The sequence below is a fragment of the Agarivorans sp. QJM3NY_33 genome, from assembly GCF_050870865.2.
GTDB lineage: Bacteria > Pseudomonadota > Gammaproteobacteria > Enterobacterales > Celerinatantimonadaceae > Agarivorans.
In genome coordinates, this window is the sequence record NZ_CP194039.2 from 1,880,727 (window position 1) to 1,906,053 (window position 25,327).

Here is a 25,327-nt window from a genome sequence, read left to right on the forward strand (position 1 = left end):
TAGGCATGAGAAAAATCTACAATTTTTGTGCAGGCCCGGCGATGTTGCCAGAGGCTGTGATGCAACAGGCCCAAGCTGAGTTTTGCGACTGGCAAGGTTTAGGGGTATCGGTCATGGAAGTGAGTCATCGAGGTAAAGAATATATCGCGATGGCTGCCGAGGCCGAACAAGATCTCCGCGATTTACTGGCGATTCCCGATAATTATAAAGTTCTATTCTGCCAGGGAGGGGGGCGTGGACAATTTGCAGCTGCCCCTCTGAACCTGCTTGGGGATAAAACCAGTATTAGTTATATTACCACCGGGCAGTGGTCGAAAAGTGCCGTTGTCGAAGGTGAGAAACACGCGGCAGCCAAGGTGTTTGATGCACTGGCTGTGGATGAGCATGGTCAGGTTTCCGTGCAAGACAGCTCTCAATGGCAATACGATAAAGATTCTGCCTATGTTCACTACTGCCCCAACGAAACCATTGAAGGGATCGCCATCGAAGAGACCCCAGATGTGGGAGATATGATTTTAGTGGGGGATTTTTCTTCTACCATTTTGTCTCAGCCCATCGATGTTAGCCGCTATGGACTGATCTATGCTGGCGCACAAAAAAATATCGGGCCTTCGGGCTTGGCAATTGCCATCGTGCGCGAAGATCTGTTGGATAAAGCTCATTCCCTCACCCCAGGTATCATGAATTACAGCGTATTGGCGGCCAGTGATTCGATGTTTAATACGCCACCGACTTACTCCTGGTACTTGGCTGGCTTGGTGTTTAAGTGGTTGAAGCAGCAAGGTGGCTTAAGCGCTATGGCAGAAAAAAATGCCGCTAAAGCCGAGTTATTATACCGATTTATTGATGCGAGTGACTTTTACCACAACTCGGTCGCGCCAGCGAATCGTTCAAAGATGAATATTCCTTTTCAACTGGATAATCCCGAGTTGGATGCACTGTTTTTGAGTGAAGCGGCACAAGCCGGTTTGATGACTCTGAAAGGACATCGCATTGTGGGTGGCATGCGCGCCAGTATTTATAACGCGATGCCCATTGAAGGGGTGCAAGCGCTAGTGGCCTTTATGGCCGATTTTGCACAGCGTCATCCGCAAGGCTAGCCAAACACTGGCAATTTTATCAAGCAATTAAGCCAGTCTATTGGCACTAAAGAAGTAGAGATAATAGATAAATGGAACAATTAACCCTACAGCCAATTTCACAAGTTGACGGTGAAATTAACCTTCCAGGCTCCAAGAGTGTGTCGAACCGAGCATTGCTGTTAGCTGCTCTCGCCGAAGGTGAAACGGTTCTTAATAACTTACTCGATAGCGATGATATTCGGCATATGTTAAACGCGCTGAAAACCCTGGGAGTGTCTTATCAGCTTTCTGACGATCGACGTCGTTGCACGGTGACGGGTTTAGGACGTGCCTTTAAGACGGAGCAGGCGGAGCAGTTGTTCCTTGGGAATGCCGGAACAGCCATGCGCCCACTGTGTGCCGCTTTATGTCTCAGTGAGGGGGAATTTAGCTTGACTGGCGAGCCTCGCATGGAAGAGCGACCGATTGGCGCCTTAGTGGATGCTTTACGTCAAGTGGGTGCTAACATCGATTACTTGAAGAGTGAAGGTTACCCGCCGCTGAAGATCAATGGTACCGGTTTGCAGGGTGGCAAAGTGAGCATCGATGGCTCGGTTTCCAGCCAATTTCTAACCGCATTCCTGATGGCCGCCCCCTATGCTCAAGCTGACGTTGAAATTACCATTATTGGCGATTTGGTGTCCAAGCCTTATATTGATATCACTTTGAAGATGATGGCCGCTTTTGGGGTCGATGTAGCAAATGATAACTATCAGCGTTTTGTGGTCAAAGGCCAGCAGGTGTATCGTGCTGCCGGCGAGTTTCTGGTTGAAGGCGATGCCTCTTCTGCCTCCTATTTCTTAGCGGCCGGCGCGATTAAAGGTGGTCAGGTAAAAGTTACAGGGGTGGGCAAGAAATCGATGCAGGGTGATGTGTTATTTGCCGATGTATTGTCGGCCATGGGCGCAGATATTGAATGGGGCGATGATTATATTATCGCGCGCCCGGGTGAGCTAATGGCGGTGGATCTGGATATGAATCATATTCCCGATGCTGCCATGACGATCGCTACGACGGCGTTATTTGCTCGCGGTACCACTTGTATTCGCAATGTATACAACTGGCGTGTTAAAGAAACAGACCGCTTAAGTGCAATGGCGACTGAGTTGCGTAAAGTGGGTGCCACGGTTGTCGAAGGTGAAGACTTTATTGAAGTGACGCCACCGGCAAAAATCAAGCATGCAGCAATCGATACCTACGATGACCACCGTATGGCGATGTGTTTCTCTCTGGTGGCTCTGAGTGACAGCGCGGTGACGATTAACGATCCGAAATGCACTTCTAAAACTTTCCCTGACTATTTTGAACGTTTGCAACAGCTTAGCTCGTAAAAAAGGTCGCTAAATTGTTACAACTTAGTTAGTCTAAAGGGGTCACTTTTTTGTGACTCTTTTTTTATATCTGCATTTTGACTCACCTTGGTGGGTTTAATAATTAAATAGGCAAAAAGCCAACACTAAAATGCAGCAAAAACGGTAATGGATACTATGAATGTATATACAGCTAGACAGGCGATCTTAGATCGTCGTCAGCGAGTGGCTGCCTATGAATTGTTATTTCGTGATGGGCCAGAGAATGTATTTCCCAATATAGACCCCCATGAAGCCACTTCTAGGTTGATTATTCGTACCCAGTTAAATCAGGGTTTACAGGAAATCACTCAAGGAAGACCAGCCTTAATTAACTTTTCAGAAGATAGCCTTTATTCAGATATTGTCTGTTTGCTGCCTAAACAGCAGGTTGTGATTGAAATTCTGGAATCAGCAAAACCCAGTAAAAGGCTATACAAGCGTTGTCAATACTTGGTTCGCAGTGGTTATCGTTTAGCTTTAGATGATTTTATTTATCATCCTGAGTGGGAACCATTTTTTAAACTGGTCTGTTTAATAAAGATAGATATAAGAAAAACACCCTTGAATCAACTAGGGTCTTTTTTTGCTGTTATCAATAACTATAAAAGTATCAATTTATTAGCGGAGAAGATCGAAACTCAGCAAGAATATCAGCAGGCGAGAGCTTTAGGTTTCAGCCTCTTCCAAGGTTTTTATTTTTGTCGGCCCGAAATGCGCCAATCTAAGGAGCTGGATGCCAGTTATCAGGTGATCTCTCGACTATTTCATGCAACCAGCAAAGACGAGGTTAATGTGAATGAAGTGGTCGGTTATTTCGAGCGAGACACTAGTTTAGCTTACAAGTTATTGCGTTATGTGAATTCGAGTCACCAGCCAATTGTGCGAAATATCGTATCGATCAAACAAGCGGTCGTATACGTTGGAAATGCTCAATTACGTAAGTTAGTTGCGATACTGGCTAACGCAATGACCGTTAGTCATAAGCCCAGAGAGTTGATGAGAATGTCATTACATCGGGCTCGTTTTTGTGAGTTGGTCGCAAACCGTCTATCACAGGTCAATAGAGACAGTGCTTTTTTATGCGGCTTATTTTCTTTATTAGATGCGATATTAGATAAGCCATTGAGTGAAATTCTTGGTGCTTTACCATTGGATCAAGACATTAAGGCTGCACTATGTAGTGGGCAGTCATCTGTGTTAGGTATCATGTTGCTCACGATAAAATCCTACGAACAGGGCAATTGGGCCTTGAGCGAAAGTTTGGCTCAGCAGTTAGAGATCGATTATCTGGATATTGAACAATTTAACTTGCAAGCGCTGCTATGGAGCGAAGAGTTTCAATCTTTGTTAAGTCCAACAGCATGAAATGAAGTTTAGGTCTTGATGAAAAAACAGCTTCATTTTTATAAAAGAATACCTTGAAACGATGATCGGTAATGATCGATTCTACTTTCGATTTCTATCACCATTGATGGTGGTTCGAACGAGGATCTCCAATCGGCGAATCGTGAAAAGAAACCTCACGATAGTCCTAGTCATAGTGGTGTGAAGTTTTGGCTCGCTTATTGAATTTGTGAGTTAGCAAACATTAATAGGGTTTTTACTTGGTTTTTATTGCATATAAATCAAATAATATTTGATTGATTTTGGTAAGCTGCATAGAGAATATTTGTACTTGGCGCATAGAATGCCGAGACAGCGGGAATTTTTAGGAGCTAAATAGTTTGCAGTGGTGCCTCGTTAAATCTTTAACGTTGCTAGTGGTAGCTTGTTGTTGGTCGTTGGGTGCTCATGCCTATATAGTCAATGCCAGTGAATATCAATGGCTCGAAGATCATCCAAAGGTGAAAGTTGCGGTGGTTGCTGAGCGACTTCCTTTGGAATTTTCGGACCCTCAGGGACAAGCTCAGGGCTATGCGGTTGATATGTTGGCCCAGTTAGCTTCACAAACCCATTTAGTTTTTGATTATCATGTGTTCTCTAGCATCTCCTCTGCAGTGCTTGCTTTGCAGCAAGGTCAGGTAGATATGCTTAGTAGCGCACCTCGTCATCATCGGCTAAGTCCTTTTGTTCATTATACCCAAGCCACCGAGCTGCAAACTCTGGTTGCCTACCAAAACTTAAATCATGCCCGTTTTAGTTCTGTTGAACAGTTATCTGGCCAGAAGGTGGCGGTGGTGATGGGCAGTAGTGCTCATGAAATTGTCGCGAAACAGTTTCCCAATCTAAGTCTTCAGCCATTTACTCGCTTGTTCGATGCGATGCAGGCATTAGCACAACAACAAGTGGTGGCGATCGTCGCAGGAAATGACGAGGTCGCCGCACAACTTCGAGCAATGCCACAATGGCATATGCAACAAGCCTTTCAGTTTGAGCAAGATCTAGAACATCGATTCGCCGTTCGTGATGATTGGCCAATGTTGGTGAGTTTGCTTAACCGCGGTCTGAACTCCCTTGAGCCAAACTTTAGCCAGCAGAGTTACCACCGATGGCAATCGATTGTCGCAACGACCCAGCCAAGCAACACCGTATCTTATTGGTGGGGACTCGGGTTATTGCTACTGTTTATCGTGATTGGTACTGGTTTCTTATTCATCCAGCAAAAATTTCATCGCCTAAAATACAAAGCCACCCTGTTACGTGAGCAATTAGACTATTGGAAAAATCATGATGAGGTAACGGGCCTGCCAAATCGAAGACATATGACCCGCTTAATTGCCGATTGGTTAGATGATGCTTTACCTATGTCGGTGCTGATGTTCGATTTTCCGCGGCAAAACGAAGTATTTGAGAACTTTGGCCAACATCTCGGAGAAGTAACTAGAGAAGCATATGCTAAGCGCGTACAGAAGAGTTTGCGTCGGCATTATCCGGAGGCTCAGCTCGGTTATTGGTATCATCATTATTTTGTGGTGGCGATACCAACGGTGAATCGTGATAAAGAAGTCATTGCGATCGCCAAACAGATCATTCAAAGCTGTCGAGGTTGGTTGCGTTTAGAGCAATTACAGTTGTTAACTCGCTGTCATGTTGGCTATAGCTGTTTTCATCCTAGTCGAGATGCGATCCACAGCGATGCTTTACTGGCAAATGCATTTACCGCTTTAAATCATGCGGTAAAAGATGGCAGTAGTATCTGCCGTTATCATCCCGACTTTAGTCAGGCAAGCCTCGTTAAACTGACCCTTGAATCTAAATTACGTAAAGCGATTGCCAATGATGAATTGGAGTTATTTTATCAACCTCAGTATTGCTTGCTTTCGAACCAAGTGATCGGCGCTGAAGTATTATTGCGCTGGTTTACCGATGGGGGGGCGATTTCTCCTGATGAATTTGTGCCTGTCGCTGAAGAAACAGGCTTAGTGCTGCAATTAGATAAATGGGTGTTTGAGAATGCGATGCGGTTCATGGCGCGCTACGCAAGTCAATTGGCGAAAGACTTCAAATTATCCGTTAACTTTTCCGCTGCAACGGTGTCTTTAGGTCACGCGGAGAAAATCGCGATTAGTTATGCCCAGCAATGGCAGGTGAATCCGCAACGGATCTGTATTGAAATTACTGAATCTGCCATGATGGAACAACCAGATGAAGCGAAGGCAAGCATTCAACGAATGCGAGATGCGGGTTTTGGAATTGCGATTGACGATTTTGGGACCGGTTACTCGTCTATGGCCTATCTGAAACACCTACCAGTCACCTTGTTGAAAATTGACCGTGCCTTTGTGAGTGGTTTGGAAGATAACCTGTCCGATCAACATATTGTTAAAGCGATGGTTATGGTTGCACGTAGCATGAAATTCCAAGTATTAATCGAAGGTATTGAAACGCAGAATCAAGCCAATATTGCGTCGGTGATGGGTTGTGAGCAAGCCCAAGGTTTCTTTTTTGCCAGACCGCAAGCTGAGGTTGATTTTGTACAACATTACTTACCTAAACCCCACGTGAAGGAGCCGCTTCGTTTAGTGGGTAGTTAATCTTGGCTCGCCTTTTGCTTTCCCTTGAGTAACAACGATAAATGCCATTAATCTGGCGGGAGAGGGAAATCATGAGAGTTGAGTCAGCAAATCTATTTAGCGAACTCCAATCAATGGCCGGTGAAATGAAAACTGGCGGTATTGCTCAGGATATAAATCAAGCTAACGCACCGCTAGGCCTCTCAAAAGTTAATAGTGACTTTGGCAGTTTATTAAGTGACGCCATTAATAATGTGAATGGCTTACAGTCGAATGCCAATGATTTACGAACCCGTTTCGATTTAGGCGATCGTAACGTTGGTATTGGTGATGTGATGATTGCTAGTCAAAAATCCAGTATTGCTTTCGACGCAACGGTGCAGGTGAGAAATAAATTAGTTGATGCTTACAAACAAATTATGTCTATGCCCGTTTAATGGGACTAGGAGTATATTGTGGCGAGCGAAGGGAGTAACGCAATGAGTCAAGAACAAGCACTACTAGGCTCCGATAGCGATAGTGATAATTTAGAAGCAACGGAACAACAGAGTTCTGCACTATCATTTTTGAGTAACGGTGATGTTCTGCGCCAAATTATTATGATTTTGGCCCTCGCAATATGTTTGGCAATGGCGGTGTTTTTGCTGATGTGGGCGAAAGAACCAGAGATGCGACCACTGGGGACCATGACCACCAATGAACTGGTTGAGACCCTTGATTTTCTCGATCAGGCAAAAATACCTTATACCATTGAAGGTAACTCGGTATTAGTCAATGCTGAACAATACCAAGATATTAAGTTAAAACTTCGTCGCTCAGGGTTGAGTGAGGCTGCGCCAGCTGGAGAGCAAATTCTGCTCAATGATATGGGCTTTGGTGTCAGTCAGCGTTTAGAAGGTGAGCGTTTAAAACTGAGTCGCGAACGTCAGTTGGCGACAGCCATTGAACAAATGAAGTCGGTGAATAAAGCTCAAGTTCTATTGGCCATTCCCAAAAGTAATGTATTTGCCCGTCAGGAGCAAAAACCTTCTGCCACCGTGGTTCTCAGCCTGCGTAATAATAATGGTCTGGTGCAAGAAGAAATCGATTCGATTGTTGATATTGTCGCCTCAGCGGTACAGGGTCTTATTCCAAGCCGAGTGACGGTGACCGATCATAATGGCCGTTTGTTAAATTCTGGCAGTCAAGATCCGTTATCTTCGCGTACTCGTAAAGAATTTGAAATGGAGCGTAAGCGAGAATCTGAATATAAAAACAAGATTGACGCTATTTTGATCCCCGTTGTAGGCTTAGGTAATTATACAGCTGAAGTTGATGTGACCTTAGACTTCACTGCTGTAGAGCAAACGCAGAAGCGCTATAACCCCGATTTACCGGCAGTTCGTAGTGAATTCACGGTTGAAAATAATAATGTTGGTGCTGGCGCGATAGGGATCCCTGGAGCCTTAACCAATCAACCTCCAGTCGCTGCACAGATCCCAGAACAAGCAGGTGGCGCAAATGCACAAACTCAGTCTGGAAGTAGTCACAAAGAGGCCACGCGTAACTATGAACTGGATACAACAATTAGTCATACCCGTTCTCAAGTGGGGGTGGTGAGGCGAGTGAGTGTTTCGGTGGCATTGGACTATAATAGTCAAGTTTCTGACAGTGGTGAAACGACACGTGAGCCACGTTCTGCAGAACAGCTCGCTAGCATTCGCCGTTTGTTGCAAGGTGGCGTGGGTTTCAATTTAAGCCGTGGTGATACACTCGAGGTTGTGAGCGTACCATTTACTCGACCTGAAATATTAAGCGAAGCTGACTTGCCGTTATGGGAGCAGGCATGGTTTTGGCGCGCAATGCGGATTGCGGGCAGTGTATTAGTTCTGATTGTATTGATTGTGGCCGTGGTTCGTCCGATGTTAAATCGTATTCTTTCTAGCGGTGAAGAGAGTGAGCATGCTGAAACTGATTTAGATGCGGCACTTGCAGCTTATGAAAATGATGATGATTTACAATTGATTTCGGCCGACAATACCGAAACAGATTTTGGGATCCGTGATGGACAGCTTAAACTACCGGACCTACATAAAGATGAAGACATGTTAAAAGCGGTGCGAGCCTTGGTCGCGAATGAACCTGACTTAGCCGCGATGGTAATCAAAGACTGGGTAATTAACGATGCCAAATGAAAATGAAAATGATATGGATCCAGAAGTCGTTCTGGAAGGAATGAGCGGCATTGAGCGAGCCGCGATTCTGATGCTGAGTTTAAATGAAGATGACGCAGCGACCATATTCCGCCATTTAGAACCCAAACAAGTACAACGTTTGGGGATGGCAATGGCATCGCTCGAGGATTTTTCCCATGAGCGAGTGGTTGCGGTGCATCGTTTATTTATCGACGACATTCAGAAATACACCAATATTGGAATTGGCAGTCAAGACTTTGTACGTAAGGCGCTTACGGCAGCCTTAGGTGAAGATCGCGCCTCCAGTCTGGTTGACCAAATTATTATGGGCAGTGGTGCTAAGGGCTTGGACTCTCTGAAATGGATGGATGCGCGTCAAGTGGCGAATATCATTCAAAATGAACACCCACAAATTCAAACCATTGTTCTCTCTTATCTTGAAGCTGAGCAGTCGGCTGAGATTATGTCGCAATTTGCCGAGAAAGTACGGCTTGATTTAATGATGCGGATTGCCAACTTGGAAGAAGTTCAACCCGCTGCCTTAACCGAATTAAACGAAATCATGGAAAAACAGTTTGCAGGGCAAGCTGGAGCTCAAGCGGCCAAAATGGGCGGCTTGAAGGCGGCAGCCAATATTATGAACTTCCTCGATACCAACATGGAAGGCATGCTCATGGATTCGATCCGCGACAGCGACGAAGAGATGGCGCAGCAAATACAAGATCTGATGTTTGTTTTCGAGAACTTGGTCGATATCGACGATCGTGGTATTCAAACCTTGCTGCGTGATGTTCCTGGTGAGTTACTACAAAAAGCATTGAAAGGTGCCGATGATGGGCTGAAAGAGAAAATCTTTAATAACATGTCGAAACGTGCCGCTGAAATGCTAAAAGATGATTTGGAAGCGATGGGCCCAATTAAAGTCAGTGAAGTTGAAACCGCGCAGAAAGAAATCCTTGGTATTGCTCGCCGCTTATCCGAAGCTGGCGAAATTATGATTGGTGGTGGCGGTGGTGATGAGTTCCTATAATCGATGACAGAACAAGATAAAAGTGAATCAACAGACGAGCATGACTCTGAAGTAAAACAAGACGCCAGCCAATCATCTATGGATGATGACGAGATTGCGGCTTTATTGGCTGAGACTCAAGGTTCACCAGTTGAAGTTGCCGACCAAGAATCACAGGCGATGATTGATGATGTTCTGGCAGATACTTCCGTCGGCCCTGAGCCTGACGATATCGTCTGGCCTTTGCCCAATTTTTCAGACGCAGAGCACCGCCAGCATGGGCTATCGAGTAACGCATATGGTGTTAAGCCGTCTTGGGTTGATCAGCCAGAACCAGAAGTAGAGCCTGAAATTCAGTTCGAGCCGATGACCATCGAAGAGTTAGAAGCGCTTCGCCAATCGGCTTACGATGAAGGTTTTGCTGAAGGCAAATTGGCGGGCCATGAGGCCGGTTTACTTAGTGGCCATGAAGAAGGGCTTGCAAAGGGGCTTGAGGCCGGACAACAACAAGGTTTAAGCCAAGGCTTAACTGAAGGCCAACAACAGATCGATGAATTAAGTGCCCATTGGGCTGGTTTGGTGGGGCAGTTACATCAGCCAAAGGCGCAAATAGATGCGGAGGTTGAGCAACAAATAGTTGATCTTGCGATGAAGTTAGCGGCAGAAATCGTTCAAGTGGAATTGCAGACAAACCCTGAGATTATTGTTAAAACAGTGAAACAAGCAGTGGCCGCTTTACCGTTACAACAGCAGAGTATTCAAATCCACCTTCACCCTCTAGATTTAGCTATTGTTGAGCAGGTCTTTCCTCCCGAAACCCAACAGAAGAAAGGTTGGCAGCTATTGACTGATGGTAGCCTTACTCAAGGTGATTGCCTGATTGAAAATGACTTATCTTCGGTGACTGTAGAGATGAGTGAAGTGATTCAGCAGAGCTTACGCTCATTTATTCGTCAAAATGGTCAAGATGATGACTCTGATCCAACGGCTTAAACGTTATCAAACAAGCCACGTGCGCAATAACCCAACAGTGGCGGGTAAGTTAACTCGTGTGGTGGGGCTGACTCTTGAAGCCATTGGCTGCCGTGCTCCGCTCGGATCTTTATGTGCAGTCGAGACCTTAGATGGATTTTTAGAAGCCGAGGTGGTTGGTTTTTCTGGCGATAAACTATTTCTTATGCCTAGTGAGCAGTTAACCGGTGTATTACCAGGGGCTCGGGTGATCCCTTTACATGAACACCATGGTATTCCGGTTGGTATGGAGCTATTAGGTCGGGTGATCGACGGGGTAGGTAAACCCCTCGACGGTTTAGGCGAAATTCATTGCAAGCAAGTGGATAATTTAAGTTCAGTCCGTTTAAATCCCATGGCACGAAAGCCAATTAAGCAACCACTTGATGTCGGTGTGCGTTCAATAAACGCGGTGCTTACCGTGGGGCAGGGTCAACGAATGGGATTGTTTGCCGGATCGGGGGTCGGTAAAAGTGTCTTGATGGGCATGATGACTCGAGGCACCACGGCCGATGTTGTCGTGGTGGGTTTGATTGGTGAACGTGGTCGAGAAGTGAAAGAGTTTATCGATGAAATCTTGGGAGAGGAAGGGCGTCAACGCGCGGTTGTCATCGCCGCCCCTGCCGATGCTTCGCCGTTAATGCGATTGAAGGGCTGTGATACAACCTTAACTATTGCTGAGTATTTTCGAGATCAGGGTTTGAATGTTTTACTGTTAATGGATTCATTGACTCGTTATGCTCAAGCGCAGCGCGAAATTGCTTTGGCCATTGGCGAGCCGCCAGCGACCAAGGGCTATCCGCCTTCGGTATTTGCCAAGTTGCCACGTTTGGTGGAGCGGGCAGGTAATGGCGGGGAAGGCCAAGGGTCGATTACTGCATTTTTCACGGTACTCACCGAAGGGGACGACTTACAAGATCCTATTGCTGATGCCGCCCGTGCTATTTTAGATGGCCATATCGTTTTGTCGCGTGAACTCGCCGATGCTGGCCACTATCCTGCGGTCGATATAGAAAAATCGATTAGTCGCGTTATGCCAGCCGTGACTAGTGATAACCATCAATTATTGGCCCGCCAATTGAAATCCTTAAATTCTTCTTACCAACAAAATCAAGATCTTATCGCAATTGGTGCCTATCAGCGAGGCGCCGATAAACGAATTGATTTAGCCATTGCCATGAAGCCTCATTTGGACCAGTTCTTGCAACAAGAAATGAAAGAAGTTGTAGCTTATGACGAAAGTCTGACGCGGATGCAGCGTACCATGCAAATGGCTAACATCAACGCCCAAGGTCCGCTCAACTAGCTACCAATAGAACCGACTAGGAGAGTACCATGGCGAGGCGAGCGTTATATTTAATGGTTGAGCGTTTGCAGGAACAAGAGCAAGATGCGGCGACTGAAATGGCTCAAGCTCAACAACAACTCAATGAATTTGAGACTCAACTGGCGCACTTACAGCAATACCGTCGTTCTTATCTTGAGCAAGCTTTAGCGAAGGGAGTTGATGGTTTGCACGCCGATAGTTTCCATCAATATCAATTGTTTATTCAAAAGTTGGAACAGGCGAGTGTTCAACAAGGTAAGAGCATTGAACAAATTAAAAAAAATGTGATGTTGAAACGCAAGCAATGGTTGGATCTGCAGGCTAAAAGAAAGGCGATGGAGTTGCTGATTGATAAACAGCTGAAATTGAAACAACAGCAGCAAATGCGCGAAGAGCAAAAGTTGCTTGATGAATATGCTTTATATGCCCATTTACGTGGTCAAGCATAATTGGCGTATTTTTTGCCTAATACTTATATGTGCTATCGCTTTGCCGCTTTGCTCGATGGAGACTCTGTGTTTCTTTGCTCGCATGGTAAATAAAGATAATTTTTAAGGGTAAGCAACAATATGGAATTATTGTTAACAGATACCGCCGGGGCTAATCAATTCTCGGCCTTAAGCAGCGCTTCGCTAAGCCCTTCTGCTGGAGCTGGCGATTTTGCAAAAATGGTTAGTGAGTTGGATAACTTACCTAAGGCTGAAAATGCCCTTGGTTCTTTAGTTAAAGAGCAGTTTGTTAAACCGCAAACCGAGCAGAATGCCTCTCAGTCATCGCTTGAGTCGCAAAGCCCTTCAGATTTACTGAAACAGTTGACTGACGCAAAACAAGTTGTAGTTGATTTAAATCAGACTGGTGCTGTGGAAGGAGAGGCTGAATCTGAAGAGCCGCAGTCGACAGCTAAACTTACGGATTTAACCACTTTATCTGAGAAAGAGGATACCGATGTGAAGGCAAGCGGCAGGGATCTGCCGCTCGATATCGAAACTGATGACGTAGACCTTTCTCTTGAAGATTCGAACAGCGCCGCTGAAGCTCATGCAAAGGCTGGCTTTGACAGTGAAGAATTGTTGAACCTCGACGAAAAAGTAACTGAGGATAAAACAGCAGCGGACTCTGATGAGACCGATCCCGACAGCGATCTCATCGCGATGCTAACTAAGGATAGCTCGTTGGCAGAAGTGACTGCTTCGAGCAAGTCGCAATCATCGGATCAAGCTGACAGTGAAAGTGTTGAAACTGCAAACACGAAACTCAGTAATGGAACTCCAACTCAGCTGGAAAAACAAAATGTCACTGAGGGCTCTAGTGTTCCCAAACAAGCCGTCAGCACGGTCGTTGATGATGCTGCGGCTAAGGATGTAACTACTCAGGCCAGCGATCGTCCTCAGCAAAAAGTAGCGAGTGATTTGAGTAAGGCTGAAGCATCAAGCGGTGGCACACCGCCAGAGAACAAAACTGATGATAAACAATCAGTTAATGCCCAATCAACGCCACTCAGTGGGCATGGTAAGCTCGAGCAAGTTGAGTTAGCAAAAAATCAGTCAACTCATGCGACTGGTAGGCTTGAACAAACCGATATAACTAAGGCGCAGAATAGTAAGCTTGAACAAGCCGAGTTAGCCAAGTCTCAATCAGCTCAATCTGCCCAAGCCAACAGCATTGCTGATAAGTCGGCAGGTTCGGATACGGTGAAAGCCGATCCTGGTCAGCAAGCTGCGACTGTGACTTCAAAAGTCGAGTCGAATTTGAATGCTGTCGCAACAAGCGGCGAACGCCGCTCTGTGAATCAAACCTCAACGTCTAGCGGTGATACAGTGGTTGCGGCGCAGCAGAGTGGGACGACTAACGACACTAAATTAAACGCCAATCTTAGCCAAGCGAAAGAAATCACGCCTGAGCAACAGCAGCCAACACCACATCGGGTTGTCGATGCAAAAGTTCAGAGCTTTAGTCAAGTTGCAGAATCAGCGAATAAAACTCAAAGTGGGACTGCTGAATCAGGTGCCCAAGCTGATAAGTTCGCAAGTTCAGCGTTTGCAGATGGGCGTGCCACGAGCGAAGGTAAGCATAGTGATGATCATCAACAACAAGGGCAGGCTCAACAGCATACGGCAGCTCAAGTTGGCTTAACTGAATCGGCTAGAGCACAGCAGACGAATCATCACTTTAATGGTGTCTCTGGAGCAGAGTCCATTAATCGAACTGAGCAAAATGGCGAGATAAGCCTGAAGCAAGCTCAACAAGCGAATCAACTCAATGACAAAAATGGGCTGATGAATCAACGTTTAAATCCGAGTCAATATCAAGCGCCTGCAGAATTAAATCAACGCGTGCAATATATGCTAAGCCAAGGCATGCATAAAGCTGAAATCCGTTTAGATCCTGCTGAGCTGGGTAGTATGCATGTGCGCTTGCAAATGAATCATGAGCAACAAGTATCGGTACATATTCAGGTGCAAAACCCGCAAGCACGAGAAGCCTTAGAGCAAACCATGCCTCGGTTGCGTGAAATGCTTCAACAACAAGGCATAGAGCTTGGTCAAAGTTCGGTCAATCAGCAGCATCAAGGGAGTTCTTCTAATCAAGGCCAAGGTCAATCTTTAGCGGGTGGTGGGACAGAGAGTCTGCGTCGCGGTATTGAGGGCGGTGTTGAACAAGAGCTAGACAGTTCGCAGATAAATCAATCAAGTCGTGACGGAATCGACTTCTACGCATAGTTTATTTGCTGCTAAGGCTGTTGTCGTCCATCCTAACTATGTAATAATCAAATCAGTTTTAGTTATTAATTCATGGAAGCATAAATGGCTGAAGAAACAGAACTAAAAGTAGAGGAAGAGGGCTCAGGGAGTAAGAAGAAGCTAATCATCATTGTTGCCATTGTTGCCGTATTGGTGATCGGAGGTGTGGTTGGCTTTCTGTTAATGAGCGGCGGTGGGGATGAAGCACCAGCTGCAGCCACGCCTTCAGAAGAAGCCACGTCGAGCGTTACCCATAGTGCCTTATATGTTGGTATGCCTCGGCCATTTGTATTTAATATTGTCGGCGATAGTCGGGACCGTTTGGTACAGATCAAGGTGCAGTTATTAGTGAGAGGCACGGTCAACGAAGAGTTAGCGAAGCTACATATCCCATTGATTGAAGGCACCTTGTTGAATGTTTTTAGTTCCGCGTCGGTTGACGATTTGTCGACGCAACAAGGGAAAGATGCTTTGCGAGAGAATTCGCTCGTTGAAACACAAAAAGCATTAAAAGAAATTACTGGTAAAGTAGTGGTTGAGAAAATTCTCTTCACCGGTTTTGTGATGCAATAAAGGAATACCGTGAGCGATTTATTAAGCCAAGACGAAATTGATGCGCTGTTACATGGTGTCGATGACATAGAAGAGGACATTATTGAGCCAGAAATGTCTGGCAGTGTGGTTGAGTTTGACTTCTCTTCCCAAGATAGGATTGTGCGTGGTCGGATGCCAACGCTTGAGTTGGTGAATGAACGCTTTGCTCGACATATGCGGATTAGTTTATTTAACATGATGCGCCGTACCGCTGAGGTGTCGATTAACGGCGTACAAATGATTAAGTTTGGTGAATACGTTCATACCTTGTTTGTTCCTACGAGTTTGAATATGGTTCGTTTCCGTCCATTGAAGGGGACGGCCTTGATCACCATGGAAGCTCGCTTGGTGTTTATTTTAGTGGAAAACTTTTTTGGCGGTGATGGCCGTTATCATGCCAAAATTGAAGGTCGAGAATTTACACCCACCGAGCGCCGCATCATCCAGATGCTGCTGAAGTTAATCTTTGAAGATTATGTTGAAGCTTGGGCGCCAGTTATGGATGTGGGCTTTGATTATCTGGATTCTGAAGTGAATCCAGCGATGGCCAATATTGTTAGCCCTACCGAAGTGATCGTTGTAAGTTCATTTCATATTGAGTTAGATGGCGGTGGCGGAGATTTTCATATTGCCATGCCATACTCGATGTTGGAACCGATTCGTGAACTACTTGACGCGGGTGTGCAAAGTGACAAACAAGATACCGACCAACGCTGGAGTTCGGCGCTTAGAGACGAAATAATGGATGTTCCGGTTGGTTTACACACCAAGTTATTAGAGACCGATGTCACTTTACGACAGTTGATGCATTTAAAAGTGGGGGATGTTATTCCGGTCGTGATGCCCGAAACCGCAATGTTATTTGTAGAAGACTTACCAAGTTACCGAGTCAAAATTGGCCAAAGCAACGAGAAAATGGCACTGAAAATTGAAACTCAATTAAAACGTCCGGACACTGTGAAGAGTGATTTGGAATTGGTCGTCAGTAGCAGCCGTCGACTTACTAGCGATGATTGAGATAAATGAGGAAAAACAATGAGTGATCAAGATGATATGGCTGATGAGTGGGCAGCAGCAATGGCCGAAGCAGAGCCAGCTCCGTTAGAAGAGTTTGTCGATGAATCTAAGCCTATCTCAGAGGAAGAACAACGTAAACTCGATTCAATCATGGATATTCCGGTCACGATTTCCATGGAAGTTGGTCGTAGTAATATTAGTATTCGTAATTTGTTACAACTTAACCAAGGCTCGGTGGTTGAGCTGGATAGGGTGGCAGGCGAACCCCTCGATGTATTAGTGAATGGTACTTTAATCGCACATGGCGAAGTGGTGGTGGTAAATGATAAGTTTGGTATCCGTCTCACCGATGTGATTAGCCAAACCGAACGGATTAAAAAGCTCAAGTGATGCAATTGCGCAAATTAGCTTATTTATTGGCTTGTAGCATGGTATTACCTGTATATGCAGAGCAGACGACGGCAAGTACCTCTAACAGTCAGGTGGAATTGGTCTCTTGGCTGATGTCTTTTGCTTTGGTCTTGGTGACTATTTTTGTTTGTGCTTGGGTTTTAAAGAAAACCCGTTTGAGTCAATTTGCTGGCGGTCAAGCGAAGGTTGTCGCAAATTTGGCTCTGGGAACACGAGAGCGAGTAATGGTCGTGGAGATTGGCCAGCAACAATATCTGTTAGGGGTAACTGCACAATCAATTAACCTGTTGGATAAATTAGAACAACCTCTAGAGGTCAAGAATAATTCTGCCAACGGAAACTTCGCAAAACAGCTGCAAGGAATGTTATTTAAAAATGAAAAGTAAGTGGCTGTTATGGCTTTTGGGTATTGGTTTAGTTTTTAGCTTACCCAGTTACGCCCAGAATGGGATCCTGCCAGCGATTACTATGACGACCAGTCCCGATGGCGGGCAAGAGTATTCAGTCACACTACAAGTTTTAGCCTTAATGACTGCATTGTCATTTTTGCCAGCTTTGGTGATTATGATGACCTCTTTCACCCGTATCGTCGTGGTGATGTCTATCTTACGTCAAGCCATGGGGTTGCAGCAAAGCCCGTCGAACCAAGTCATCATTGGCATTGCGCTATTTTTGACTTTTTTCATTATGTCACCCGTGATTGATAAGGTGAATGAGAACGCGGTACAGCCCTATCTCAATGAGCAGCTAAGTTCAACCGAAGCTTTTGAGCAGGCCAAGCAGCCGCTGAAAGAGTTTATGTTGGCGCAAACGCGTTTGACTGATTTAGATACTTTTATCCGGATCTCAAAAATTGAAGTCGGCTCTCCTGAAGAAGTTCCGATGACGGTGCTTATACCAGCCTTTATTACTTCAGAACTGAAAACCGCTTTTCAAATTGGCTTTATGTTATTTATTCCTTTTTTGGTGATTGATTTGGTTGTCGCTAGTATTTTGATGGCGATGGGAATGATGATGTTATCGCCGATGATTGTATCCTTGCCTTTTAAGTTAATGTTGTTTGTATTAGTGGACGGTTGGAGCTTAGTGATGGGCACTCTCGCCAATAGCTTTGGTGTGTGATAGATAAGCAAGGAGTAAGGTAATGCAACCAGAAGTCTTTGTTGATGTATTCCGGATGGCACTTGGGCAGGTGGTTATTTTGGTTTCAGCGGCGATTATCCCTAGCTTATTAGTTGGTTTAGTGGTCTCTATTTTTCAAGCGGCAACCTCCATTAATGAACAAACCTTAAGTTTTCTGCCTCGCTTACTGGTTACTTTGGCATCGCTGATGTTTGCGGGTCATTGGTTTACAGAAAAGCTCATGGAATTATTTTTTACCATGGTTGATATGATCCCGCAGGTTGTTGGCTGATGGAATTTTCTGCCGAGTTGATCATGGCTTGGATTGGACAATATTTATGGGCCTTTACGCGTATTGCGGCGATGTTGATGGTGCTAGCCAGTTTTGGCGGAAAGACGGTTCCAACTCGAGTTCGGATATTGTTGGCTTTAGCGATTACTTTTGCTTTGGTTCCGGTATTACCCGATGTGCAAGGTATAGAGTTATTCTCGTTACAATCCTTTATTGTGGTATTGCAGCAAATATTAATTGGGGTCGCGATAGGTTTTATTTCTCAATTACTGATGCAAACTTTTGTCGTGGGCGGACAAATTATTGCGATGCAAACCAGTTTGGGTTTTGCTTCTATGGTTGACCCCAATAATGGTCAGAGCACTCCGGTAGTGGGACAGTTTTATCTATTGCTGGCAACGTTATTGTTTTTGGCGATTGACGGTCATTTACAGTTAATTAGCTTAATTGCGATGAGTTTCGAAACGCTGCCGATCGGTATGCATGGTTTAAGTAGTATCGATTATCAGCAACTGGCCGGCTGGTATTCGCAACTATTTCTTGCAGCTTTAGCCTTGTCGATTTCTTCAGTGGTGGCAATGTTGTTGATCAACTTCTCTTTTGGCATCATGACTCGGGCTGCGCCGCAGTTGAATATTTTTAGTATTGGCTTTGCGGTAAGCATGCTATTTGGTTTATTTATTTTATGGTTAACCATTGGTGGCTTCCTGGCTCATTTTCAACGACAGTGGGAGGTAGGCCGAAGCATGGCATGTACCATGCTTCGTATTGGTTGTTGACCAATAAGGCTAAGATACGATGGCTGATGATGATCAAGAACGTACCGAAGAACCCACGGCGAAAAAGCTTGATGAAGCTCGTAACAAGGGGCAAATTGCTCGCTCTAAGGAGTTGGGTACTGCGGCAGTTTTGATTACGGCTGCAATCGCAATTATGGCTTTTGGTGGCATGCTAGCCGAGTCAATGGTGAAAGTCTTTGAAGTTGCTTTTACTCTGAGTCGTGAGCAAGTATTCGATGTTCACCTATTGTTTAAAAATATTGGCTCGATTGCTTGGCTATTGTTTAAGCCGATGTTGTGGATCATGGGGTTTATTGCTTTGGCAGCCCTACTCGGAAATACCTTATTAGGTGGTATATCGTTTAGCTGGGAAGCTGCGATGCCCAAGGCGAATAAGTTATCTCCCTTGCAAGGGTTTAAAAGAATGGTTGGCGTACAAGCTTTGGTAGAGTTTGTTAAAAGTGTTGCCAAAGTGATAGTGATAGCTGGTGTTGTTTGGATTGTATTACGCTGGAAATTTGCCGATATCTTGTCTTTAAGCCTACAGTCAATTCCGGGCTCTATTGTCAATGCTTTAGATATGTTGCAATGGATGTTGTTAGCGCTGGTTTGTAGTTTAATTATTATTGTTATCATTGATGTCCCTTACCAGATATGGAATCACAATAACCAGCTCAAAATGTCTAAGCAGGAAGTGAAAGACGAGCACAAAAATATGGAAGGAAGCCCTGAAGTTAAGGGGCGGATCCGTCGTTTGCAAATGGAAATGGCTGCTCGTCGTATGATGGCAGATGTGCCGCAAGCGGATGTGGTTGTCACCAATCCGACTCATTTTTCGGTGGCGCTTCAGTATGACAGCAAGGCGGGTGGTGCGCCGAAAGTGGTGGCTAAGGGTGTGGATGAGGTGGCGATGAAAATCAGAGAGATCGCTCGTCATTACGAAGTCCCTATTTTAGAAGCGCCAGCCTTAACACGTTCTCTGTACCATACCACGAAGCTCGGTCAGGATATTCCTGATGGGCTATATGTCGCAGTGGCTCAAGTATTAGCCTTTGTGTTCCAGTTGGAGCAGTACCGTAAAGGTCGAGGACAACGACCTAAACCTGTGGCTGATGATTTACCTATCCCCGACGAATTACGATACTAAGCTCAATTCTATGATTTCTCTAGGTGTACCTTTGTTGTTGGCTTAGTTATTGCTTTTCTAAATTATCTCTTGCTCTACAGTCAGTATTTCGTCATTTATGGAAATCATTAATCGTCTCACTAGCTTGAAGCTTCAAGACTTCAAAAAGATAGATGCCAGTCTCATCAAAGGTTTTGGTACGCCAATGGTGGTATTGGCTACCCTTGGCATGGTGGTTCTGCCAATGGCGGCATGGCTACTGGATATCTTGTTTGCATTTAATATTTCCTTAGCCTTGGTGGTGCTTTTGGTTGCAGTCTATACCAAGCGACCCTTGGATTTTGCGGTATTTCCTACGGTGCTGCTGGTTGCCACTTTATTGCGTTTAGCCCTAAACGTTGCATCTACTCGAGTGGTCCTTTTGGAAGGACACAATGGCGGAAATGCTGCGGGTAATGTGATTGAAGCCTTTGGTTCGGTAGTGATTGGTGGAAACTATGCTGTCGGCTTAGTGGTCTTTCTTATCTTGATGATCATTAACTTTGTTGTGGTGACCAAAGGTGCGGGTCGGATTGCCGAGGTGAGCGCGCGTTTTACTTTGGATGCGATGCCGGGTAAGCAAATGGCGATTGATGCGGATCTTAATGCTGGCATTATCGACCAAGAGCAGGCACGTGTTCGTCGTAGTGAAGTGACTGGCGAAGCCGATTTTTATGGATCGATGGATGGCGCGAGTAAATTTGTAAAGGGCGATGCGATTGCTGGGATCCTGATTCTTTTTATTAATATTTTAGGTGGTTTCATTATTGGTGTGGCCCAACACGATCTGAGTTTTTCGCAAGCGGCAGAAGTTTACACTCTGTTAACCATCGGTGATGGTTTAGTCGCGCAAATTCCATCGTTACTACTATCTATCGCTGCTGCTCTGATCGTGACCCGTCAAAATACCGAAGCCGATATGGGCGAGCAAGTTAGCTTGCAGCTGTTTAAAGATCCACGGGTTATGATTATCTGTGGTTCTATTTTATTGGTGATGGGGATTGTTCCGGGAATGCCGCATTTGGCATTCTTAAGTTGCGCTGCGGTGTGTTTGGTGACCGCGTGGTTACGGCATAAAGCCGATGTTAAAAAAGCTGCAGATACAGCCTTACAGCCAGCCAGCACTCATCCTCGTAATAGTAATGAGCCTAAAGAGTTGGGGTGGGATGATGTACAACCAGTTGATGTGATTGGTCTGGAAGTTGGTTATCGATTAATCCCGCTAGTTGATAAGACTCAAGGCGGAGAATTGCTTGCTCGGATTAAAGGTGTACGTAAAAAGTTATCTCAAGATTTCGGTTTTTTGGTGCCAGCGGTACATATTCGTGACAATCTGGATTTAGGCCCTAATCAATATCGAATTACCTTGATGGGGGTTACTTATGGTGAATCTGAAGTATTCCATGATCGAGAAATGGCGATCAATCCGGGCCAAGTATTTGGTAAAATTGAAGGCCAGCCAACCACCGATCCTGCATTTGGTTTAGAGGCGGCTTGGGTTGCAACCGAGCAGCGTGAACACGCCCAAACCCTTGGCTATACGGTTGTTGATTCGGCGACAGTGGTTGCCACCCACCTTAGTCAATTGTTAACCAATAATGCAGCTAATTTATTGGGACATGAAGAAGTACAAAATTTGTTAGACATGTTAGGAAATAGTTTACCTAAGCTTGTTGAAGGTTTAATCCCAGATACCCTGAACTTATCTACTGTTGTTAAAGTGCTGCAAAATTTACTGAGTGAAGGGGTGCCAATTAGGGATGTACGGAGTATCGTTCAGACCTTGGTGGAATACGGACCGAAGAGCCAGGATGCCGATATTCTGACCGCAGCTTGTCGTATTTCTTTAAAACGTTTAATCGTTCAAGAGCTAATTGGTAGTGAAGCAGAGTTACCGGTCATTACTTTGTCACCAGACTTGGAGCAAATATTGCATCAATCTATGCAGGCAGGTGGTAACGATGGTGCAGGAATGGAACCAGGTTTGGCCGAAAAACTGCAAGTATCTTTAACTGAAGCATGCCAAAATCAAGAATTAGCAGGCCAACCAGCGATATTATTGACATCCGGTATATTGCGTTCGAGTATGTCGAGGTTCGTTAAAACAGCAATGCCTGCATTACGTGTACTGTCGTATCAAGAAGTGCCGGAAGATAAACAAATACGTATTGTGAGTTCAGTTGGGCAATAGGTCCAATGGGTAAGCAAAAGGAAGGTGACCAGTGAAAATGAAACGCTTTTTTGCAAAAGACATGCGGACCGCGTTAGCCGAGGTGAAAGAGACTCTTGGTAGTGATGCCGTGATCATGTCCAACAAAAAGGTGACCGGAGGCATAGAGATTGTTGCTGCGGTGGAGCCTTCCAAGACTAATGCTAAGGGAGAAAACTCATCACGAGAGTTAGCCGATGATAGCGTCAATTTATCGTCCGTCAAACCTAAGCACAGTTCTAAAACGTCAACAAACCAACAGCTTGGTCATGATTTTGACGAAAATGCGAGCCTCAAAGATAATTTGACTAATTTTATGCAGCGCCATCAAAAGCGTCAGCAAGAAAATTTGCAACAATCCAGCTTAAATAAATCGCAACGGCCTCGAACCGTTCAGGCTCCTCGCTCCTTGGCTCAGCAGCAAGGGTGGATACAGCAAGGTTCAGCAGCCAAACCTGCGGCAAGCCGTATTGCAACGCCAAGCGCAGAGGCGAATCACAGTGAAGTGGGTGAATTAAAGAAAGAAATGGCAGCGATGCGAAAGTTGTTGGAACATCAAGTGTCGGGATTAATGTGGCAGGAAGTTGAGCGGCAAGAGCCTGTTCGAGCGATGTTAATCAAACAGTTACAGTTGGTTGGTTTTGATGAGGATATGGCCGATCAGGTGGCTGGTTATATCCCCGAAGAGCTAGGCGTACAAGAAGGCTGGCAGCATTTACGGGAATTACTGGCAAATCAGCTCCCTGTCGGCCAAGATGAAATATTGTTAAAAGGTGGAGCGGTTGCCTTATTGGGCCCGACGGGGGTCGGTAAAACAACCACTATCGCCAAATTAGCTGCGCAGTTTGCTATGCGCCATGGTCCTGATAGCGTGGCGATGATTACCACAGATACTTATCGTATTGGTGCTCATGAGCAACTGGCAACTTATGGTAAAATTATGGGCTGTGCAGTTCGAGTGGCGAATGATGAAGCTGAGTTGTCCCAGCTTTTATACCAGTTTAAAGATAAAAAGTTAGTCTTAATCGATACCGCTGGTATGAGCCAAAGAGATATCCGTCTACATGAACAATTAGACAAGTTAGTCAAAAATAGCCAAGTTAATATCCGTAATTATTTGGTGATGTCAGCCAATGCTCAGCGACGGGTAATTGAAGAAACTGTAAATCAATTTAAGCGAATTCCTTTGGCTGGTACCATACTTACTAAATTAGATGAAAGTTTAGCGTTAGGTGAAGTGTTAAATGTAACCTTGCGTCATGCTATACCAATCAGTTACGTTACTCATGGTCAGCAAGTACCAGAAGATATTGCAGTGGCGGTGCCTAGCGAATTAGTTGAGCAAGCTTTGTCGGTGATAGATAAGCATTCTCAGCAACACTTTTGGTTTAGTGAAACCGAACAACAGAAGGTTTCGGATGTATTCTAAACATAATGATTTTGATCAAGCTAGCGGCTTACGAATGATGCAACAAAAAAATAATGTGAAAGTAATCGCAGTGACTGGTGGAAAGGGTGGGGTTGGTAAAACCAACGTGACGCTTAACATGGGAATTGCAATGGCGGGTCAAGGCAAGCGAGTCATGGTCCTTGATGCGGACTTAGGTTTGGCGAATGTTGATGTGCTACTTGGGCTGCGCGTGACTAAAAATCTGTCGCATGTGCTATCGGGAGAGTGCACTCTTGACGAAGTATTAGTTGAGGGACCAAATGGGATTCTGATTGCGCCAGCAACTTCAGGAACTCAATCCATGGTTGAATTAAGCCCTGCGGAACATGCAGGTTTAATTCGCGCTTTTAGTAGTATGAAAACACCGATAGATGTTTTGCTGGTTGATACCGCAGCGGGCATCTCTGATATGGTGTTGAGTTTTGCAAAAGCGTCGCAAGATATTTTAGTCGTCGTGTGTGACGAACCAACATCAATTACCGATGCTTATGCCCTGATTAAACTACTCTCTAATAATCATGGGGTGTATAAATTTAAAGTTGTTGCCAATATGGTTCGTAGTTTAAGAGAAGGTCAGGAGTTATTTACCAAGCTGACTCGGGTGACGGAACGATTTTTAGATGCCACTCTCGAGTTAGTGTCTTGTATTCCCTATGATAACAATGTCCGATTGGCCGTTCGCAAACAACGTGTTGTGGTTGAAGCCTATCCTAAGTCACCAGCGTCTTTGGCATTTCGCTCTTTAGCCAGCAAAGCGGCTACTTGGCCGATACCTGAGCAAGCGGGAGGACATTTAGAATTTTTCATCGAGAATCTTCTCGAATTTGGACAACGCAAGAATAGAGAGCAGCTTAGTGAATAAAGTTGCCGCCTACGCCAATACCAGCGTTAACGACACTAATGCGTTAGTGGAGCGCCACGCCATTTTGGTTAAACGGATTGCCCATCACTTAATGGCTAGGCTACCGGCTAGTGTTATTGTGGATGATTTAATCCAATCTGGAATGATCGGGCTGATAGAAGCCGCTCGTAATTTTGATGGCTCTAAAGGTGCTAGCTTTGAAACCTATGCAGGGATCCGAATTCGCGGCGCGATGCTTGATGAAATACGCCGTGGCGATTGGGTTCCGCGTTCTGTACATAAAAATAGTCGCGCGATTAGTGACGCTATAGCTGCTGTTGAAAGAGAAAAAAATGGTGATGCTAAAGACGCTGAAGTTGCTGAAAAACTCGGGGTTTCTCTTCGCGAATACCATACGATGTTAGCGGATGTTAATTGCGGGCGAATCTTAGGCATTGAGGACCTTGGGGTAAACGAGGATGTCATTTCTAACGAAGAAAGTCGCGAGCAAAATCGTCCTTTCGAAGGTTTTGCAAATCAACGATTTCAACAATCTTTGGCGGAGTGCATCAAAGGGCTACCTGAACGAGAAGCCTTAGTATTATCGCTTTATTACGATGAAGAGCTTAATCTTAAAGAAATTGGTGAAGTATTAAGCGTTAGTGAGTCGAGAGTGAGTCAAATTCATAGTCAAGCGCTTGCCAGAGTGAAAACTCGAATGCGAGATTGGACACAATAGAGAAATTCATCCTTACAAAA

23 protein-coding genes are annotated in these 25,327 nt (G+C 45.1%); all 23 read left to right on the forward strand.

Annotated elements, in window-relative coordinates:
• Positions 1-5 precede the first annotated feature (5 nt).
• The 23 genes from serC (at position 6) to ACRRSY_RS08630 (ending at position 25,307) form a co-directional block, all read left to right on the forward strand.
• Positions 6-1,100, forward strand: a complete 1,095-nt coding sequence (gene serC, locus ACRRSY_RS08520) for a 3-phosphoserine/phosphohydroxythreonine transaminase (protein WP_432462944.1) — start codon at positions 6-8, stop codon at positions 1,098-1,100.
• A gap of 71 nt (positions 1,101-1,171) precedes the next feature.
• Positions 1,172-2,452 (forward strand): 3-phosphoshikimate 1-carboxyvinyltransferase, encoded by a 1,281-nt coding sequence (gene aroA / locus ACRRSY_RS08525; protein ID WP_432459111.1) that lies wholly within the window; start codon positions 1,172-1,174, stop codon positions 2,450-2,452.
• A gap of 156 nt (positions 2,453-2,608) precedes the next feature.
• Positions 2,609-3,838 carry an EAL and HDOD domain-containing protein gene (locus ACRRSY_RS08530; protein WP_432453627.1) on the forward strand — a complete coding sequence of 410 codons (1,230 nt, stop codon included), beginning with the start codon at positions 2,609-2,611 and terminating at the stop codon, positions 3,836-3,838.
• 359 nt (positions 3,839-4,197) lie between these two features.
• Positions 4,198-6,447, forward strand: a complete 2,250-nt coding sequence (locus tag ACRRSY_RS08535) for a putative bifunctional diguanylate cyclase/phosphodiesterase (protein ID WP_432462945.1) — start codon at positions 4,198-4,200, stop codon at positions 6,445-6,447.
• A gap of 71 nt (positions 6,448-6,518) precedes the next feature.
• Positions 6,519-6,863 (forward strand): flagellar hook-basal body complex protein FliE, encoded by a 345-nt coding sequence (gene fliE, locus ACRRSY_RS08540; RefSeq protein ID WP_432453625.1) that lies wholly within the window; start codon positions 6,519-6,521, stop codon positions 6,861-6,863.
• 42 nt (positions 6,864-6,905) lie between these two features.
• Positions 6,906-8,600 (forward strand): flagellar basal-body MS-ring/collar protein FliF, encoded by a 1,695-nt coding sequence (gene fliF / locus ACRRSY_RS08545; protein WP_432453624.1) that lies wholly within the window; start codon positions 6,906-6,908, stop codon positions 8,598-8,600.
• A complete protein-coding gene (fliG, locus tag ACRRSY_RS08550; protein ID WP_432453623.1) occupies positions 8,590-9,630 on the forward strand; it encodes a flagellar motor switch protein FliG in 1,041 nt (346 codons plus the stop codon). Before fliF ends, fliG begins: the two co-directional genes overlap by 11 nt.
• A gap of 3 nt (positions 9,631-9,633) precedes the next feature.
• Positions 9,634-10,602, forward strand: a complete 969-nt coding sequence (locus tag ACRRSY_RS08555) for a flagellar assembly protein FliH (protein WP_432462946.1) — start codon at positions 9,634-9,636, stop codon at positions 10,600-10,602.
• Positions 10,577-11,926: a flagellar protein export ATPase FliI gene (fliI, locus tag ACRRSY_RS08560; protein WP_432459115.1), complete on the forward strand. Its 1,350-nt coding sequence runs from the start codon at positions 10,577-10,579 to the stop codon at positions 11,924-11,926. The genes ACRRSY_RS08555 and fliI overlap by 26 nt, the downstream gene beginning before the upstream one ends.
• Positions 11,927-11,955: 29 nt before the next feature.
• Positions 11,956-12,396: a flagellar export protein FliJ gene (gene fliJ / locus ACRRSY_RS08565; RefSeq protein ID WP_432453620.1), complete on the forward strand. Its 441-nt coding sequence runs from the start codon at positions 11,956-11,958 to the stop codon at positions 12,394-12,396.
• Positions 12,397-12,516: 120 nt separating this feature from the next.
• Positions 12,517-14,667: a flagellar hook-length control protein FliK gene (locus tag ACRRSY_RS08570; RefSeq protein ID WP_432453619.1), complete on the forward strand. Its 2,151-nt coding sequence runs from the start codon at positions 12,517-12,519 to the stop codon at positions 14,665-14,667.
• Positions 14,668-14,751: 84 nt separating this feature from the next.
• Positions 14,752-15,261, forward strand: coding sequence for a flagellar basal body-associated protein FliL (gene fliL / locus ACRRSY_RS08575; protein ID WP_432453618.1), 510 nt, complete (start codon positions 14,752-14,754; stop codon positions 15,259-15,261).
• Between the two features lie 9 nt (positions 15,262-15,270).
• Positions 15,271-16,299 carry a flagellar motor switch protein FliM gene (gene fliM / locus ACRRSY_RS08580; protein ID WP_432453617.1) on the forward strand — a complete coding sequence of 343 codons (1,029 nt, stop codon included), beginning with the start codon at positions 15,271-15,273 and terminating at the stop codon, positions 16,297-16,299.
• An 18-nt stretch (positions 16,300-16,317) separates the two neighbouring features.
• Positions 16,318-16,689, forward strand: a complete 372-nt coding sequence (gene fliN / locus ACRRSY_RS08585) for a flagellar motor switch protein FliN (RefSeq protein WP_432453616.1) — start codon at positions 16,318-16,320, stop codon at positions 16,687-16,689.
• Positions 16,689-17,096, forward strand: coding sequence for a flagellar biosynthetic protein FliO (gene fliO / locus ACRRSY_RS08590; RefSeq protein ID WP_432453615.1), 408 nt, complete (start codon positions 16,689-16,691; stop codon positions 17,094-17,096). Before fliN ends, fliO begins: the two co-directional genes overlap by 1 nt.
• Entirely contained in the window at positions 17,086-17,832 is a 747-nt protein-coding gene (gene fliP, locus ACRRSY_RS08595) for a flagellar type III secretion system pore protein FliP (protein ID WP_432453614.1), read from the forward strand. The genes fliO and fliP overlap by 11 nt, the downstream gene beginning before the upstream one ends.
• Before the next feature lie 22 nt (positions 17,833-17,854).
• Positions 17,855-18,124 (forward strand): flagellar biosynthesis protein FliQ, encoded by a 270-nt coding sequence (fliQ, locus tag ACRRSY_RS08600; protein ID WP_432453613.1) that lies wholly within the window; start codon positions 17,855-17,857, stop codon positions 18,122-18,124.
• Positions 18,124-18,903, forward strand: coding sequence for a flagellar biosynthetic protein FliR (gene fliR / locus ACRRSY_RS08605; RefSeq protein WP_432453612.1), 780 nt, complete (start codon positions 18,124-18,126; stop codon positions 18,901-18,903). The genes fliQ and fliR overlap by 1 nt, the downstream gene beginning before the upstream one ends.
• 19 nt (positions 18,904-18,922) lie before the next feature.
• Positions 18,923-20,050 carry a flagellar biosynthesis protein FlhB gene (gene flhB / locus ACRRSY_RS08610; protein WP_432453611.1) on the forward strand — a complete coding sequence of 376 codons (1,128 nt, stop codon included), beginning with the start codon at positions 18,923-18,925 and terminating at the stop codon, positions 20,048-20,050.
• A 97-nt stretch (positions 20,051-20,147) separates the two neighbouring features.
• Positions 20,148-22,259 carry a flagellar biosynthesis protein FlhA gene (gene flhA / locus ACRRSY_RS08615; protein ID WP_432453610.1) on the forward strand — a complete coding sequence of 704 codons (2,112 nt, stop codon included), beginning with the start codon at positions 20,148-20,150 and terminating at the stop codon, positions 22,257-22,259.
• 31 nt (positions 22,260-22,290) lie between these two features.
• Entirely contained in the window at positions 22,291-23,706 is a 1,416-nt protein-coding gene (gene flhF, locus ACRRSY_RS08620; RefSeq protein WP_432459121.1) for a flagellar biosynthesis protein FlhF, read from the forward strand.
• The gene (locus ACRRSY_RS08625; protein ID WP_432453608.1) at positions 23,696-24,589 is read left to right on the forward strand and encodes a MinD/ParA family protein; all 894 of its coding nucleotides are present in this window, start codon (positions 23,696-23,698) and stop codon (positions 24,587-24,589) included. The genes flhF and ACRRSY_RS08625 overlap by 11 nt, the downstream gene beginning before the upstream one ends.
• The gene (locus ACRRSY_RS08630; protein ID WP_432453607.1) at positions 24,582-25,307 is read left to right on the forward strand and encodes an RNA polymerase sigma factor FliA; all 726 of its coding nucleotides are present in this window, start codon (positions 24,582-24,584) and stop codon (positions 25,305-25,307) included. The genes ACRRSY_RS08625 and ACRRSY_RS08630 overlap by 8 nt, the downstream gene beginning before the upstream one ends.
• Positions 25,308-25,327 lie beyond the last annotated feature (20 nt).

What these genes read in the sequence shown, in the direction of transcription:
- serC (WP_432462944.1), top strand. Translation starts at nt 6, where the DNA reads ATGAGAAAAATCTACAATTTTTGTGCAGGCCCGGCGATGTTGCCAGAG.
- aroA (WP_432459111.1), top strand. Translation starts at nt 1,172, where the DNA reads ATGGAACAATTAACCCTACAGCCAATTTCACAAGTTGACGGTGAAATT.
- ACRRSY_RS08530 (WP_432453627.1), top strand. Translation starts at nt 2,609, where the DNA reads ATGAATGTATATACAGCTAGACAGGCGATCTTAGATCGTCGTCAGCGA.
- fliE (WP_432453625.1), top strand. Translation starts at nt 6,519, where the DNA reads ATGAGAGTTGAGTCAGCAAATCTATTTAGCGAACTCCAATCAATGGCC.
- fliF (WP_432453624.1), top strand. Translation starts at nt 6,906, where the DNA reads ATGAGTCAAGAACAAGCACTACTAGGCTCCGATAGCGATAGTGATAAT.
- fliG (WP_432453623.1), top strand. Translation starts at nt 8,590, where the DNA reads ATGCCAAATGAAAATGAAAATGATATGGATCCAGAAGTCGTTCTGGAA.
- ACRRSY_RS08555 (WP_432462946.1), top strand. Translation starts at nt 9,634, where the DNA reads ATGACAGAACAAGATAAAAGTGAATCAACAGACGAGCATGACTCTGAA.
- fliI (WP_432459115.1), top strand. Translation starts at nt 10,577, where the DNA reads ATGATGACTCTGATCCAACGGCTTAAACGTTATCAAACAAGCCACGTG.
- fliJ (WP_432453620.1), top strand. Translation starts at nt 11,956, where the DNA reads ATGGCGAGGCGAGCGTTATATTTAATGGTTGAGCGTTTGCAGGAACAA.
- ACRRSY_RS08570 (WP_432453619.1), top strand. Translation starts at nt 12,517, where the DNA reads ATGGAATTATTGTTAACAGATACCGCCGGGGCTAATCAATTCTCGGCC.
- fliL (WP_432453618.1), top strand. Translation starts at nt 14,752, where the DNA reads ATGGCTGAAGAAACAGAACTAAAAGTAGAGGAAGAGGGCTCAGGGAGT.
- fliN (WP_432453616.1), top strand. Translation starts at nt 16,318, where the DNA reads ATGAGTGATCAAGATGATATGGCTGATGAGTGGGCAGCAGCAATGGCC.
- fliO (WP_432453615.1), top strand. Translation starts at nt 16,689, where the DNA reads ATGCAATTGCGCAAATTAGCTTATTTATTGGCTTGTAGCATGGTATTA.
- fliP (WP_432453614.1), top strand. Translation starts at nt 17,086, where the DNA reads ATGAAAAGTAAGTGGCTGTTATGGCTTTTGGGTATTGGTTTAGTTTTT.
- fliQ (WP_432453613.1), top strand. Translation starts at nt 17,855, where the DNA reads ATGCAACCAGAAGTCTTTGTTGATGTATTCCGGATGGCACTTGGGCAG.
- fliR (WP_432453612.1), top strand. Translation starts at nt 18,124, where the DNA reads ATGGAATTTTCTGCCGAGTTGATCATGGCTTGGATTGGACAATATTTA.
- flhB (WP_432453611.1), top strand. Translation starts at nt 18,923, where the DNA reads ATGGCTGATGATGATCAAGAACGTACCGAAGAACCCACGGCGAAAAAG.
- flhA (WP_432453610.1), top strand. Translation starts at nt 20,148, where the DNA reads ATGGAAATCATTAATCGTCTCACTAGCTTGAAGCTTCAAGACTTCAAA.
- ACRRSY_RS08625 (WP_432453608.1), top strand. Translation starts at nt 23,696, where the DNA reads ATGTATTCTAAACATAATGATTTTGATCAAGCTAGCGGCTTACGAATG.